The 13146-nt window shown below is 48.8% G+C and carries 12 protein-coding genes; 9 read left to right on the top strand and 3 right to left on the bottom strand.

Annotated features, from left to right (window positions below; all coding sequences use genetic code 11):
* Positions 1-102: 102 nt before the first annotated feature.
* From fabV to ACQY8X_RS06960, 7 genes are all read left to right on the top strand, one after another.
* The gene (gene fabV / locus ACQY8X_RS06990; protein WP_428034428.1) at positions 103-1296 is read left to right on the top strand and encodes an enoyl-ACP reductase FabV; all 1194 of its coding nucleotides are present in this window, start codon (positions 103-105) and stop codon (positions 1294-1296) included.
* Between the two features lie 258 nt (positions 1297-1554).
* Positions 1555-3153, top strand: a complete 1599-nt coding sequence (locus ACQY8X_RS06985; RefSeq protein ID WP_428034427.1) for a methyl-accepting chemotaxis protein — start codon at positions 1555-1557, stop codon at positions 3151-3153.
* Positions 3154-3662: 509 nt separating this feature from the next.
* A complete protein-coding gene (mqo, locus tag ACQY8X_RS06980; RefSeq protein ID WP_428034426.1) occupies positions 3663-5159 on the top strand; it encodes a malate dehydrogenase (quinone) in 1497 nt (498 codons plus the stop codon).
* A 143-nt stretch (positions 5160-5302) separates the two neighbouring features.
* Positions 5303-5893 (top strand): rhodanese-like domain-containing protein, encoded by a 591-nt coding sequence (locus ACQY8X_RS06975; protein WP_428034425.1) that lies wholly within the window; start codon positions 5303-5305, stop codon positions 5891-5893.
* Positions 5894-5920: 27 nt separating this feature from the next.
* The gene (locus tag ACQY8X_RS06970) at positions 5921-6352 is read left to right on the top strand and encodes a hypothetical protein (protein ID WP_428034424.1); all 432 of its coding nucleotides are present in this window, start codon (positions 5921-5923) and stop codon (positions 6350-6352) included.
* 107 nt (positions 6353-6459) lie between these two features.
* Positions 6460-7026 carry an LON peptidase substrate-binding domain-containing protein gene (locus ACQY8X_RS06965; protein WP_428034423.1) on the top strand — a complete coding sequence of 189 codons (567 nt, stop codon included), beginning with the start codon at positions 6460-6462 and terminating at the stop codon, positions 7024-7026.
* The gene (locus ACQY8X_RS06960) at positions 7026-8024 is read left to right on the top strand and encodes a class I SAM-dependent methyltransferase (RefSeq protein WP_428034422.1); all 999 of its coding nucleotides are present in this window, start codon (positions 7026-7028) and stop codon (positions 8022-8024) included. The genes ACQY8X_RS06965 and ACQY8X_RS06960 overlap by 1 nt, the downstream gene beginning before the upstream one ends.
* Here the strand turns inward: ACQY8X_RS06960 and ACQY8X_RS06955 are convergent.
* The 3 genes from ACQY8X_RS06955 to ACQY8X_RS06945 all read right to left on the bottom strand — a co-directional run bounded on the left by ACQY8X_RS06955 (position 8013) and on the right by ACQY8X_RS06945 (position 10320).
* A complete protein-coding gene (locus ACQY8X_RS06955) occupies positions 8013-9017 on the bottom strand; it encodes a diguanylate cyclase (RefSeq protein WP_428034421.1) in 1005 nt (334 codons plus the stop codon). The genes ACQY8X_RS06960 and ACQY8X_RS06955 overlap by 12 nt on opposite strands.
* A 122-nt stretch (positions 9018-9139) precedes the next feature.
* Positions 9140-9457 (bottom strand): DUF3301 domain-containing protein, encoded by a 318-nt coding sequence (locus tag ACQY8X_RS06950; RefSeq protein WP_428034420.1) that lies wholly within the window; start codon positions 9455-9457, stop codon positions 9140-9142.
* Complete coding sequence (locus ACQY8X_RS06945) at positions 9457-10320, bottom strand: DMT family transporter (protein WP_428034419.1); 864 nt, start codon at positions 10318-10320, stop codon at positions 9457-9459. The genes ACQY8X_RS06950 and ACQY8X_RS06945 overlap by 1 nt, the downstream gene beginning before the upstream one ends.
* 60 nt (positions 10321-10380) lie before the next feature.
* Between ACQY8X_RS06945 and ACQY8X_RS06940 the strand changes: the two genes are divergently transcribed.
* On the top strand, positions 10381-11091 hold the full coding sequence (locus ACQY8X_RS06940; protein WP_428034418.1) for a DUF599 domain-containing protein: 711 nt from the start codon (positions 10381-10383) through the stop codon (positions 11089-11091).
* A gap of 119 nt (positions 11092-11210) precedes the next feature.
* Positions 11211-13118 carry a molecular chaperone HtpG gene (gene htpG, locus ACQY8X_RS06935; protein WP_428034417.1) on the top strand — a complete coding sequence of 636 codons (1908 nt, stop codon included), beginning with the start codon at positions 11211-11213 and terminating at the stop codon, positions 13116-13118.
* The last annotated feature ends 28 nt before the right edge of the window (positions 13119-13146 follow it).

Raw genomic sequence — 13146 nt, 5'->3', positions numbered from 1 at the left:
TACCGGCTGTTTCACACATCGATTTTAAGAACGATTTCATCAATCTCTGCAATGGGTGGGAAAACGCCCGGCTGAGAGAATGACAAGTAAAGTGGATCCATAATGATTATCAAACCGAAGATTCGTGGCTTTATCTGTACGACAACACATCCGACTGGCTGTGAACGTAATATTCAGGAACAGATCGATTATACTAAAGCGCAGGGACCGATTGAAAATGGCCCTAAGCGTGTGCTGGTGATTGGTTCGTCCAGCGGTTACGGTATGTCGTCACGTATCTCCGCTGCATTTGGTTGTGGCGCTGCTACTATCGGTGTTTTTTTTGAAAAACCCGCGAGTGATAAAAAAACCGGTACAGCCGGTTGGTATAACGCTGCCTTCTTCGACCAGAAAGCCCATGAAGCAGGCCTCTATGCAAAAAGTCTGAATGGCGATGCGTTTTCCAATGAAGCTAAAGAGAAAACCATCGAACTGATTAAAGCCGATCTGGGCCAGATCGATCTGGTGGTGTATTCGCTAGCCTCGCCGGTACGTAAATTGCCTGATACCGGTGAAGTAATCCGTTCCTGCCTTAAACCTATTGGCCAGCCTTATCGTTCAACCGCCATTGATACCAATAAGGATGTCATTATCGAAGCGGAAGTTGAACCGGCAACCGAGCAGGAAGTCGCTGATACCGTGACGGTTATGGGTGGTCAGGACTGGGAGCTGTGGATCAACATGCTTGATGCTGCCGGTGTTCTGGCGGACGGCTGCAAGAGTGTTGCTTACAGCTATATCGGTACCGATATCACCTGGCCAATCTACTGGGATGGTGCGCTGGGTAAAGCGAAGAAAGACGTTGATCGTGCCGCTGCTAAACTGAATAACAAACTGGCAGAAAAAGGCGGCAGTGCTAATGTGGCAGTACTGAAATCGGTTGTTACTCAGGCAAGTTCTGCGATTCCGGTTATGCCATTGTATCTCTCAATGGTGTTTAAGATTATGCGCGCAGAGGGTGTCCATGAAGGTTGTATGGAGCAGGTCTATCGTCTGTTCAGCACCGGTATTGCAGGCCATACCGGTAAGATGGACGATGACAACCGGATGCGTATGGATGACTGGGAACTGCGTGACGACATTCAACAGAAGTGTCGAGAGCTGTGGCCGACGATTACAACCGAAAATCTGTTTGAAAAAACTGACTACCAGCTTTATAAAGATGAGTTCTTGAAACTGTTCGGTTTCGGTCTTGAGGGAATAGACTACGATGCTGATGTCAGCCCTCTGGTTGAATTTGATGTGATTGATATCTGAAATTGAAGCGTTATTCCGTTCTATTTAAAAAGCGACCCCGTGTCGCTTTTTTTGTGTCTGCAACATGCTGAGTAGCGTTAGTTTTGAGACAAATCAAAGGAGCGACTCGAAATGGGCAGTTCTGTCTTTGTAAAACTAAGGTTTTGAGTATGTAATACGTTAAACCCATTGATAAAGAGAGTTGGCCCGATGGCTGTATCGATTAGCAAGCGCCTTACGATTATGGGAGCTGCCCCCGTCGTCCTTTTAGCAGTTATCTTGTTGATATTAACTGTGTTTGAAAACAGGGAGTTAGGACGTGAGCAGCTTGAAATCACAGAGAGCAAGCTGCTTGAGATGAAACGTGCAGAGCTGGAATCCCTGAACAAGGTGGCTTTTAACTCGATTAAACATATTTATGAAACAGGGGGGAAGCTGGAAGACGCACTGCCAGTACTGCGGGCGTTAAAGTATGGTAAAAATGGCTATTTCTTCGGTTACACCGATAAAGGCGTGCGGGTCTTCATGGGTGATCTGGATAGCTCCATTGGTAAAAATTTTTGGGACCTGCAGGATTCCAACGGTGTATATATTACCCGTGAACTGATAAAAGCGGGTAAGCAAGGCGGTGGTTTTGTAACCTATCACTTTCCCAAACCGGGACAACAGGTCGCGCAAGAGAAGCTTTCTTATGCGCTCTATCTCGACCGTTGGAATCTGATGATGGGGGCTGGATTTTATCTCGATGACGTCGATACTATTCTGGCGGATGTCAAAGCGGCAAGTTCGGACAGCCTGGATACCTTGCTGCTCTATTTTTCCCTGGTAAGTTTTGTTCTGGTAGTTTTGGCGGTTGTTTTCAGCGCCATCGTCAAAGGGTCGGTCATGCGGCCTCTGTACAGTATTAATCAATCGATGAAAGCGCTGTCGACGGGAGAGGGAGATCTGACTTCCCGTATCAAAGTGGACGGTGATCACGAACTGGCAGACCTTGCCCATAGCTTCAATCGCTTTGTCGAAACCTTACAGAAGATGATTAGCGATGTTGTTTCGCTCTCTGTAGGGGTGACTCAACGTTCGGCAAATATCAGTAAACAGATGACTGTTGTATCTGATCTGTTACATCAGCAGCAAGTCAAGATCGAACATTCGGCTTCCGCCATGTCACAGATGTCTGCCACTGCGCAGGATATCGCACACAATACGGCGGAAACGGCTAACTCTACTAATGAGTCGCGTAGTAATCTCAATCAGGCTGAGGGCAGTGTGGTTGAACTGACAGGCGCAGTGAAAAATCTCGCGGATGATGTCGCCGGGTCTAACCGGGCGATCTCGACGCTGGAAATTAACGTGCAGGATATTATCTCGGTGGTCGGTGTAATTCAGGAAATTGCTGAACAGACAAACCTGTTAGCTTTAAATGCGGCGATTGAAGCGGCTCGTGCGGGGGAGCAGGGCCGTGGTTTTGCCGTTGTCGCCGATGAGGTGCGTACGCTTGCGACCCGTACTCAGGCGAGTACGCTGCAGGTACACGAAAGTATTGAAAAACTTAAACTGGCGTCCGGTGATGCGGTTAAAACAATGCAACATAGTTTTAAACAGTCTGATCTGGCTGTGACCCAGTCAGAGAAGGGGATGTCTGAGTTGTCTAAGGTATCGGGGCATATGGATCTGATTCAGGAGATGTCAGTGGTGATTGCAACTGCTGCAGAAGAGCAGAGTCAGGTGTGTGAGAATCTCAATCAGACGGTGACAGAGATTGCCGGTCACTCAGAAATGTCTTCGCAGATCGCTCGCGAAAATAACCAGGCAGTACAGGATCTGGCCCAGGAAGCTGAGAAGCTGCAGCAGCTGGTTGGACGTTTTAAAGTGGAATAATTCGCGCCAGTTTAGACGCATTTTAGCAAGGGCCCGGAAGGCCCTTTTTTATTGTTATCAATATGTTAGGGTGTATTAAATAGTTGAAAAATATTTCTGTCGCAATTTTTTTAGCGTGATCAGTTAGCAATAAAAAACTAAACAGCTGAAAAGTTAATAAATATTACTTTTTTAAGAGGAATTTTCTGTTTAAATTATCTGCGTAGAAAATCTCCCAGATTTGTACCACTTTAGGATGACAATAAGCCTAAGGGATTATGACAATTTACCGCAACGCACAAGATTTTTTCACAGGATTGAGTATAATCAGCGACACAGCAAAAACCAGAGATAGACGTTGACTGTTGTTAAGACACATATAACGCATAAACTCTGGTTGTCCGAGATTGTTTCAGATATATCAAGCAGTTATATCATTACTTTTCTTGTTGGTATTCTCTTGTACGGCCACAAGCCAGTCTCTGAAATCTCTCAGCCTCCATTATCTAAAGTTGAATGGCGAAGTAAGTATGACCTCAAAATCTGTTGATGTGCTTCTGGTTGGTGCAGGTGCGATGAGTACCACTCTGGGGGTTTTGCTCAAGCAGCTGGACCCTTCCCTCAATATTGTGATGGTCGAACGTCTCGACCATGTGGCGATAGAAAGTACCGATGCGATGAATAATGCGGGTACTGGTCATGCAGCCTATTGTGAATTGAATTATACCTCGCAGAACGAAGACGGTAGCATTAATACCGACAAAGCATTTGCTATTAACGCCGCCTTTGAGACCAGCTTGCAGTTCTGGTCCTACCTGGTGGAGCAGGGCTTTCTGCCGGAGCCACATTATTTTATTAATAATGTTCCCCATCAGAGCTTTGTGATGGGTGAAGAAAATGTCCGTTTTTTGCGTAAGCGGTATGAAACGCTGAGCGCTACACCCCAGTTTGCTGAAATGGAGTATTCGGAAGATACCAATGTGCTGAGTCAGTGGATGCCGCTGATTATGCACAACCGCTCACTGAAGGAACCTGTTGCCGCCACCCGGGTACGTTATGGATCAGACGTCAATTTCGGTGCGCTAGCAAGAAGCATGGTGAGCTATCTTGAGCAACAGAGTGGTTTTGAGTTGTTACTGAGCCACTCAGTTGAAGAGATGTCACAATATAGCGATGGTGACTGGCGGGTCGGGTTAAAGAACGGACGCACCGGTAAAACTGAGTATATCCGCACTAAATTCCTGTTTTTTGGTGCGGGTGGCGGGGCGTTGCCATTGCTGCAAATGTCTGGCATCCCTGAAGGTGATGGCTACGGTGGCTTCCCTGTGAGCGGCCAGTGGCTGGTGTGTAAAAAGCCTGAAATTGTTGAGCAGCATATGGCTAAGGTGTATGGTCAGGCACCGATTGGTGCGCCGCCGATGTCTGTCCCCCATCTTGACAGCCGTATCATTGATGGCAAACGTGCATTGTTGTTTGGTCCCTTCGCTGGTTTTACTACCAAGTTCCTCAAGCAGGGCTCGGTCATGGACATGCCGTTGAGTATGCGCCTCAACAACCTTAAGCCGATCATGCAGGTGGGGGCTAAAAATATGGATCTTACCCGCTATCTGATCAGTGAGGTAATGCAGTCGCATTCAGACCGGGTTGATGCTTTGCGTCGCTATTTCCCCGATGCTAAGGATGAGGACTGGGAGCTGTCCTATGCCGGACAGCGGGTGCAGATCATCAAGAAAAACGAGAAAGGGCAGGGTAAGCTGGAGTTCGGTACCGAGGTTATCTCCTCTGCTGATAGACGTCTGGCCGCTTTGCTGGGTGCATCTCCCGGTGCTTCTACCGCAACACCTACGATGATCAACGTGATTGAACGCTGTTTCCCTGAACGTTTAGCAACCCCTGAATGGCAGGCAAAAATCAAGGAGATGGTGCCCTCTTATGGCCAGTCCCTGACGAAAGATGGTGCGTTGCTGCGGTCTATCCGCAAACGCACGTTGTCAACACTGAAGCTGGATAACGACTACCAGATCTGAATCAGATAGCCTAAGTTGTAAATGCGTATAAACCACTCTCCGGAGTGGTTTTTTTTGACCTTATATAATTTAAGGCTTTTATTTATTAGGTATATCTAATATATTCTTGCGCATCAATGGGGATAATCTAATGGAGATAGTTTATGAAAGCCACATTACTGGCAGCAGGGCTGTTGAGCTGCATCATTGCGCTGACATCAGGGACAACAGTTGCCGCTGATAAGCCTGCAAAATCTGCTGCTCAAACAACTCTGGATCTATATGCAACGCCTGCTGAAACCTGGGATATGTTGCAGCAAGATAGCTCTGCGATATTAGTGGATGTGCGTGACCCGATTGAGGTGATGTTCACCGGCTTTGCTGCCCCAACCCGTATTCACGTGCCTTTGATGATTGCCGACCCGAAAAGCTGGAGTGACCGGAGTAGTAGCTGGGCAATGATGAAAAACCCAGAATTTGAGGCACAGCTGACAGATAAACTCAGTCGTCTCGGTGCAAACAAAGATACTCCGATTTTTATGATGTGCCGTTCAGGTTCACGCAGCGCGTCTGCAGTGAATCTGCTTGCATCACAGGGGTATAACAATGTCTGGACAGTGGTCGATGGCTTTGAAGGAAGTGCTTTAAAAGAGGGTAACTCCAAAGGTGTTCGGGCGGTTAACGGCTGGCGTAACTCGGGTCTTCCCTGGAGCTATAAGGTAGATCCTGCCGTTGCCTGGCACCCTGCTGATTAATTAAACGGACCTGAGGATTTAACCGAGATGAAGAAAATTGTGATCTCAGCGGTACTGGCTGCAACACTGGTTGCTCCGGTCATGGCTGTCGCATCTGAGACCGTGGATAAGGTCCTCATCACCCTGACCAGCGCTGAACAGCAAACGCGGGGCATGGCGATGGTACTGGGGAATATGATGCAGGCGAAGGGTGCTAAAGTTAGCGTGCTGTTGTGTGACAGTGCTGCTGATATGGCGCTGAAAGGGCATGAGTCTGCACCGCTCAAACCCAAAAATGTTACCCCTGAACAACTGTTGCAAAAATTGATGTCCGGAGGTGCTAAAGTCGATGTGTGTGCCCTGTATCTGCCCAACAAAGGTGTCGGCATGGAGGCTTTGCTGGACGGGGTTGGAGCGGCCAAGCCGCCGGTGATGGCCGCGGCTTTGATCGACCCAGATACCCGGGTGTTTAATTTCTGAAACACTTTCTTGGAAGGGCTAAAGCGCACTATCTGTTGTAGCAGGTGTGCGCTTTTTTTATCGATTAAAGCATCGTCGATAAGAGTATAAGCTTCTATACTGAGCAGATGAAAACGCTTCCTCTGTTTCCTCTTCCTGTGGTGCTGTTCCCTGGGATGATCCTGCCACTGCAAATTTTTGAACTACGCTATCGACGTATGGTGAAAGAGTGTCTTGCCAGCCAGCAGCCGCTGGTTATGCTCCAGGCCAGAAATTCCTCAACCCCTGATATCGATTTTTATACCCTGGGTACGGCGGGTGTCATTCAGGATTGGCAGCCGTTACCAAATCAGATGATCGGTATTCAGCTACAGGGTGAACAACGGGTCAGGGTTTCTGAGATTCAGAAACAGAGCGATGGCTTATTAGTCGGTGAAGTGGAATATCTTAACCCTGGAGTCCAGATCAGTGCTGAACCGCAATTATCCCAATTGGCCCGGATTATCGCTGATCTTGCCGGACATCCTCTGTTATCATTCAGCCCTGCTCAGATTACGACTGAAACCGCTGAAGCGTTCAGTTATCAACTGGCAGCCCTGTTGCCATTTTCCGGCGCTGACAAACAGCGGTTGCTGGAGCTTGATGAGACAGTGGCGAGACTGGAATTGATTTACACTCTTCTCAAGGAATACTGATGCTCGACCTGATTCAAGCAGCGCTGATTCGTCGTCGTTCGTTACTGGAAAATCTGCAAGCTGAAAGCAGTGACTGTTATCGACTGTTCCATGGCATCAATGAGGGGGTTCCTGGTCTTACGGTAGACCGCTATGGTCCGCAGTTACTGATTCAAACCTTTCACGAGCCGGTCAGCAGTGGTGACTGTGAGTTAATTCATGCTGCGGTTGAAGCGTTTCTTAACTGCGCGCTGGAAATGCTATACAGCGATCGCAGTTCGGCAAACTCGCGGCGCAGTGATGATTATCGGGTCGATAGCTGGGAAGGGATTGCCCATGAACTGGGGGTTAGTTATCGGGTAAAGGGCAAGCATAAGGGACAGGACCCTTTGCTGTTTCTTGATATGCGTGCCGGGCGTCGCTGGATACAGCAAAACGCTTCAGGCAAGTCTGTGTTGAATCTGTTTTCATACACCTGCGGTGTGGGGGTCGTGGCTGCTGTCGCCGGGGCTACCCGGGTATTGAATGTGGACTTTTCTACTCGTTCGCTGGATATTGGTCGGGAAAATGCCCGGCTTAACCATCTGAATGATCAGCAGATAGATTTCTTTCAGAGTGACTTTTTTACTGCAGCCAAGCAGCTGGCGAATATACCGGTTAAGCAGCGACTGGGGCGGGGACGTAAACCGAAACCGTTTCCCCATATTGCTAAAGAGCAGTTTGATCTGGTGTTTCTTGACCCGCCTCGCTGGGCAAAAAGTGCTTTTGGCACCGTCGATCTGATCCGGGATTATCCCAGCGTACTGAAACTCGCACTGCTGGCAACTAAGCTTGGCGGGCAGTTACTGTGCGCAAATAATGTCGCCAGTGTTACCTATGAAGAGTGGCTGGCTATTGTTCTGCGTTGTGCTGATAAAGCCGGATGTCCGGTCAAAAGGGTAACCCGGCTTGAACCGGAAAGCGATTTTCCCTCTCCGGATGGACAGTTCCCGCTGAAACTGGTGGTATTACAGCTCTGACTGCACCAGTTTGCTGTAGCCAGACAAAGCTGGGTTATCATTCATCTCATTGATGGTGGCTGCACCTTGCGGCTCAGAAAAATCGCGGATATCGATATAGGCGCTGCGGTTGCGTCCGCTGTGCTTCGCCAGATAAAGTGCATCATCAGCATTTTTAATCGAAGTTTTTAGCTGATAATCATTGGTTAGCTGGGTAATGCCAAAGGAGGCGCTTAGCTTTAGGGTATGCTGATCTAGCTGTAACGGCGTGTCAGCCAGGCGACGCCGGACTCGTTCAATAATCACAATAGCGTCATCCAGCTCAATATCCGGCAATACAAACAGAAACTCCTCTCCGCCGTAACGAGCCAGGGTGTCGCTCTCACGTGTAAACGAACTCATTATCGAAGCCACCTGGGCCAAAGCCAGGTCGCCAACATCATGGCCATACAGATCGTTAACTTTCTTAAAATGATCAATATCAACCAGGGCGATACAGCAGCGGCTGGTTTTATTTCGTGCCATTCTGTATTTCTCGTAGGCGAGAACTGAATTGACGCTGCGGCGGTTCATCAGCCCGGTAACGGTATCAAACTGATTTAATGTCATAACGCTGAACTCAAACAGCGTCAGTAACTGAGCGGTAAACGTTTCCTGCCCCTTAATCAACTGTTGGTATGAGGCCTGATCCATCGGTTGTTGTGCATTAAGGTCAGTTATCAGTCGGTTGGCTATTTTATGAAACGCTTGATGCTGACTATCCAGATCAATAAAGAAAGGGTGGTGGAACTTCGGGTTATCTAATATTTTCTTTATCCACTTGCCAAATTGACAGAGGGTATGGGAACAACAGCAGTAGTCTTCCTCTGAAAGCACCGGTTCCTGTGTCACCAGCGCAAGATTTAGCGAGTTATACCAGAGCAGGTGCTGATGGAAAACGGTGCGGATATCCGCAGATAATCGGACAAACTCTTTCTGGTCTATTTTTTCTAGAAGGTCTTCTAATACTGGCATAACGAAGAGTTCATCGGCTCGCTTATTAACTGTTGGCTGCTGGATCAGCAAAACGAGCCAGTCTATCGGATTAACGCAATCTATTGAAGCGTTTAGTTCGAAAAGTGTTGTTTAGGTGGCGCCTAAATGCGATGAGCGTCCAGCGTAATAGCGGTCATTGTGGCGCCCAGCAGCACGACTCTGCCCCGGGCACGGTCTTCACCAGTGGCGGTAAACTCGAACAGGTAGGAACGCCAGATTCTGATCTTACCGTGGTCATCCCGTTTCAGCCATATTCCCCGCAGATAGACACTCTGATCCAGTAATTGAAGGTCCAGTTCACGACAGTGGTTGGTGGCCGCTTTGAGGGCGATCTCCTTCACTTTCAGTGACTGCCACCAGTGCAGCAGAAGCAGCACGATCAGCGTGAGCCAGAACAGGTCGGCGATTTCCAGGTACATCAGTTTTTCTCCCGTCCTAACCATACTGACCCGATACCACCTGCGATCACCAGTGCTGCGCCAACCACTGCGATCATATCAGGAACCTGTTGCCAGAAAAGCCAGCCCAGCAGACCAGCAAACAGCACGCCAAAATAACTGATCGGTGCAATGACTGTGGCTTTGGCATAGCTATAAGCTTTGGTGTAGAGCCACATGGTACACCAGATCGATAAACTGATCCCGATCATCAGCGGCACACTGGCCAGTGGAACCGGTCGCCACTGGCTCAGGGCCAGCGGCAGAGAAAACAGTGCCGAGAGCGCGAAATAGTAAAACAGAATGCGGTTGATAGGCTCTGTCAGCGTCAGCATTCGGGTGGTGACAATCGAAACGGATAGTAAAATCGCAGAGGCTACTGCGGCCAGATGCCACGGATTGAAATGGCTGCCATCGGGCTTCAAAACCAGGCCGATACCGATAAAACCGATGACTACCGGCAGCCAGTGAAACAGCGGCATACGGTATTTTAACCAGATCAGCACCAGCAAAGGGACGATCAGTGGCGCTGAGTTACGCAGCAGTGAAGCTTCGCCAAGAGGGATCTCATTCAGCGCCAGGTAGTAGGTATAGAAACACAGCCAGCCTGAAAGCCCACGGGCCAGGTGTAACCCGGGTTTTTCGGTTTTAAGAGCACTGATGCCTTTACGCCCAAGCCATGGCAGCATTATCAGCGTACAGATGAGATATTGGACTAATACGATCTGCTCGATAGATACCAGGCTGGCGGTGTATTTTGTCGCAGCAGCAGCCAGGCTCATCACCAGGGTGGTGGCCAGCGCCAGAGCGGCGCCGAGCAAAAGATTAGAATATTGGTAGGGCAAGGTTGTCTATCCTGTTGCTTTAATTACAATAGCTTATACATTTTATTTTCAGGAATGCGCATGGAACACCTGACAGGCTTTCTACAAACAAACTGGCTTAACCTGCTGGCGCTGTGCTGGTTTCTGCTCTGTTTCAAAGGATATAACTCCTACACCCGTAAGCGTGCCCGTGACACTCACTGTCTGGCCAGCGTAATGCATAACTACCGCCTGGAATGGATGACGCGGATGTTGCACCGGGAGGTTCGTATAGCGGATACGGCGGCGATTGCTAATCTGGAGCGTAGCGTATCATTTTTTGCATCATCCACCATGCTTATTTTAGCGGGTCTGATGACGGTGCTGGGGTCGACCGATAAAGCGATCGATGTGATCGGTGATATCCCCTTTGCCAGCCATGCAACCAAAGCCGAGTGGGAGCTTAAACTGCTGGTGCTGATCAGTATGTTTGTCTATGCGTTTTTGAAGTTTACCTGGAGTTTGCGTCAGTATGGCTTTACCTCGGTGATGATAGGTGGTGCTCCCCAGCCAAATGATGCGTCGGAGCCGGAGCTTAAGTCCCACGCGACTCGCCTGGCGATTATGAGCTCTATGGCAGCCAATAATTTCAACCTGGGTTTGCGGACTTACTATTTCAGTCTTTCTGTTCTGGCATGGTTTATTAACCCCTGGTTATTCATGTTGATGGCCAGCGGTGTGGTTATTATTCTCTACCGGCGGGAGTTTAATTCCAGTACGTTGCGGCAGTTGGTTATCAGCCGCATGGATTAATGAGTGTCGCTTTTTTCCCTGATAGCCCCTTGAAAAGGAAGGGGCTGGCCCCATCTTTACTGTCAACGATTTTCGTTTAAACAGTAAATCTTTGTAACAGTAAGATTGGGAATTGATAGATGAGCACAGAAACTCAGCAGGAAACTCTTGGCTTTCAAACCGAAGTGAAGCAGCTGCTTCACCTGATGATTCATTCTCTGTATTCAAATAAAGAGATCTTTCTTCGGGAACTGATCTCGAACGCTTCCGATGCAGCGGATAAACTGCGGTTTGAAGCACTGTCCAACGACGACCTTTATGAAGGTGATGGCGATCTGCGTATTCGCATCGAATTTGATGAGAAAGCAAAAACCATTACCATCGATGACAACGGTATCGGTATGACCCGTCAGGATGTGATTGAGCATCTGGGGACGATTGCGAAATCCGGTACTTCACAGTTTCTCTCTCAACTGAGCGGTGATCAGAAGAAAGACTCTCAGCTGATCGGTCAGTTTGGTGTCGGCTTCTACTCTGCATTTATTGTCGCCCACGAGGTGGAAGTCATTACCCGTCGTGCCGGCCAGTCTGCTTCTGAAGGTGTGCACTGGGTGTCTAAGGGTGAAGGTGAGTTTACCGTTGCCAATATCGAAAAGGCGCAACGGGGTACCACCATTATTCTGCATCTGAAAGAGGATGAGCTGGAATTTGCTAACAGCTACCGTCTGCGCAGTCTGGTGCGTAAGTATTCTGATCATATCTCTCTGCCGGTGATTATGCAGAAAGAAGCGGCGCCGGTGGAAGAGGGTGAAGAACCTGCAGCGCCTGAAGATGAAACCGTAAACTCTGCGACCGCGCTCTGGACCCGTTCTAAAAGCGATATCAGCGACGATGAGTTTAAGGAGTTTTACAAGCATATCTCCCATGATTTTCAGGACCCGATGAAGTGGAGCCATAACCGGGTAGAGGGTAAGCTGGATTACACCAGTCTGCTCTATGTACCGGCTCATGCCCCTTATGATCTGTGGAACCGTGATACTCCCCGTGGACTGAAGCTTTACGTACAGCGCGTCTTTATTATGGATCAGGCAGACCAGTTCCTGCCGATGTATCTGCGCTTCATTAAAGGTGTAGTAGATACCAGCGATCTGTCCCTTAACGTTTCCCGTGAAATTCTGCAGAAAGACCCGGTGGTGGATAAGCTGAAAACCCAGCTGACTAAGCGTTCACTGGATATGCTGACTAAACTGGCTAAGAACGACCCTGAGCAATACGCTAAATTCTGGACAGAGTTTGGTGAAGTGCTGAAAGAGGGGCCAGCAGAGGATCATGCCAACAAAGACACCATTCTTAAACTGCTGCGTTTCGCGTCGACCCATAACAACTCCTCTGAACAGAGTGTATCGCTGGAGGATTATATCTCCCGGATGCAGGAAGGTCAGGAGAAGATCTATTACGCCGTTGCTGAAAACTACAATACGGCTAAAAACAGCCCGCACCTCGAAATCTTCCGTAAGAAGGGTATCGAAGTACTGCTGATGTCTGATCGTGTTGATGAGTGGCTGATGAGCCAGCTGTTCGACTTCGACGGTAAATCATTCCAGGATGTCAGCAAAGGTGAGCTGGATCTGGGTGAAACCGAGAACGAAGAGGAGAAAAAGGCTCACGAGGAGACCGCCAAAGAACTGGAAGGTCTGGTTGAGCGTCTGAAGAATAGCCTTGATGCTCAGGTGAGCGAAGTGCGTATTACTCATCGTCTGACGGACTCACCTGCCTGTGTGGTGCTGGGTGCCTATGATATGGGTATGCAGATGCGTAAGATCATGGAGGCAGCCGGTCAGGCTGTGCCAGAGAGCAAGCCGATCTTTGAGATCAACCCTGAGCACCCACTGATCAGCAAGCTGGATCATGAAGCCGATGAAGATCGTTTTGGTGAGTTGGCGCTGGTGGTGTTTGAGCAGGCGCAACTGGCCGCAGGCGGTCAGCTGGATGATCCGGCGGCCTATGTTAACCGTCTGAATAAGCTGCTGCTTAATCTGATCAATTAAACGGTTATTGTTTCTGTTACTAAAGGCG

It is taken from the genome of Amphritea sp. (assembly GCF_050300915.1).
GTDB lineage: Bacteria > Pseudomonadota > Gammaproteobacteria > Pseudomonadales > Balneatricaceae > Amphritea.
Note: the sequence above shows the minus strand (reverse complement) of the source record. Positions and strands in the feature narration are given on the sequence as shown.

What these genes read in the sequence shown, in the direction of transcription:
- ACQY8X_RS06975 (WP_428034425.1), top strand. Translation starts at nt 5,303, where the DNA reads ATGAAAGCCACATTACTGGCAGCAGGGCTGTTGAGCTGCATCATTGCG.
- fabV (WP_428034428.1), top strand. Translation starts at nt 103, where the DNA reads ATGATTATCAAACCGAAGATTCGTGGCTTTATCTGTACGACAACACAT.
- ACQY8X_RS06950 (WP_428034420.1), bottom strand. Translation starts at nt 9,457, where the DNA reads ATGTACCTGGAAATCGCCGACCTGTTCTGGCTCACGCTGATCGTGCTG.
- htpG (WP_428034417.1), top strand. Translation starts at nt 11,211, where the DNA reads ATGAGCACAGAAACTCAGCAGGAAACTCTTGGCTTTCAAACCGAAGTG.
- ACQY8X_RS06940 (WP_428034418.1), top strand. Translation starts at nt 10,381, where the DNA reads ATGGAACACCTGACAGGCTTTCTACAAACAAACTGGCTTAACCTGCTG.
- ACQY8X_RS06955 (WP_428034421.1), bottom strand. Translation starts at nt 9,017, where the DNA reads ATGCCAGTATTAGAAGACCTTCTAGAAAAAATAGACCAGAAAGAGTTT.
- ACQY8X_RS06965 (WP_428034423.1), top strand. Translation starts at nt 6,460, where the DNA reads ATGAAAACGCTTCCTCTGTTTCCTCTTCCTGTGGTGCTGTTCCCTGGG.
- mqo (WP_428034426.1), top strand. Translation starts at nt 3,663, where the DNA reads ATGACCTCAAAATCTGTTGATGTGCTTCTGGTTGGTGCAGGTGCGATG.
- ACQY8X_RS06970 (WP_428034424.1), top strand. Translation starts at nt 5,921, where the DNA reads ATGAAGAAAATTGTGATCTCAGCGGTACTGGCTGCAACACTGGTTGCT.
- ACQY8X_RS06960 (WP_428034422.1), top strand. Translation starts at nt 7,026, where the DNA reads ATGCTCGACCTGATTCAAGCAGCGCTGATTCGTCGTCGTTCGTTACTG.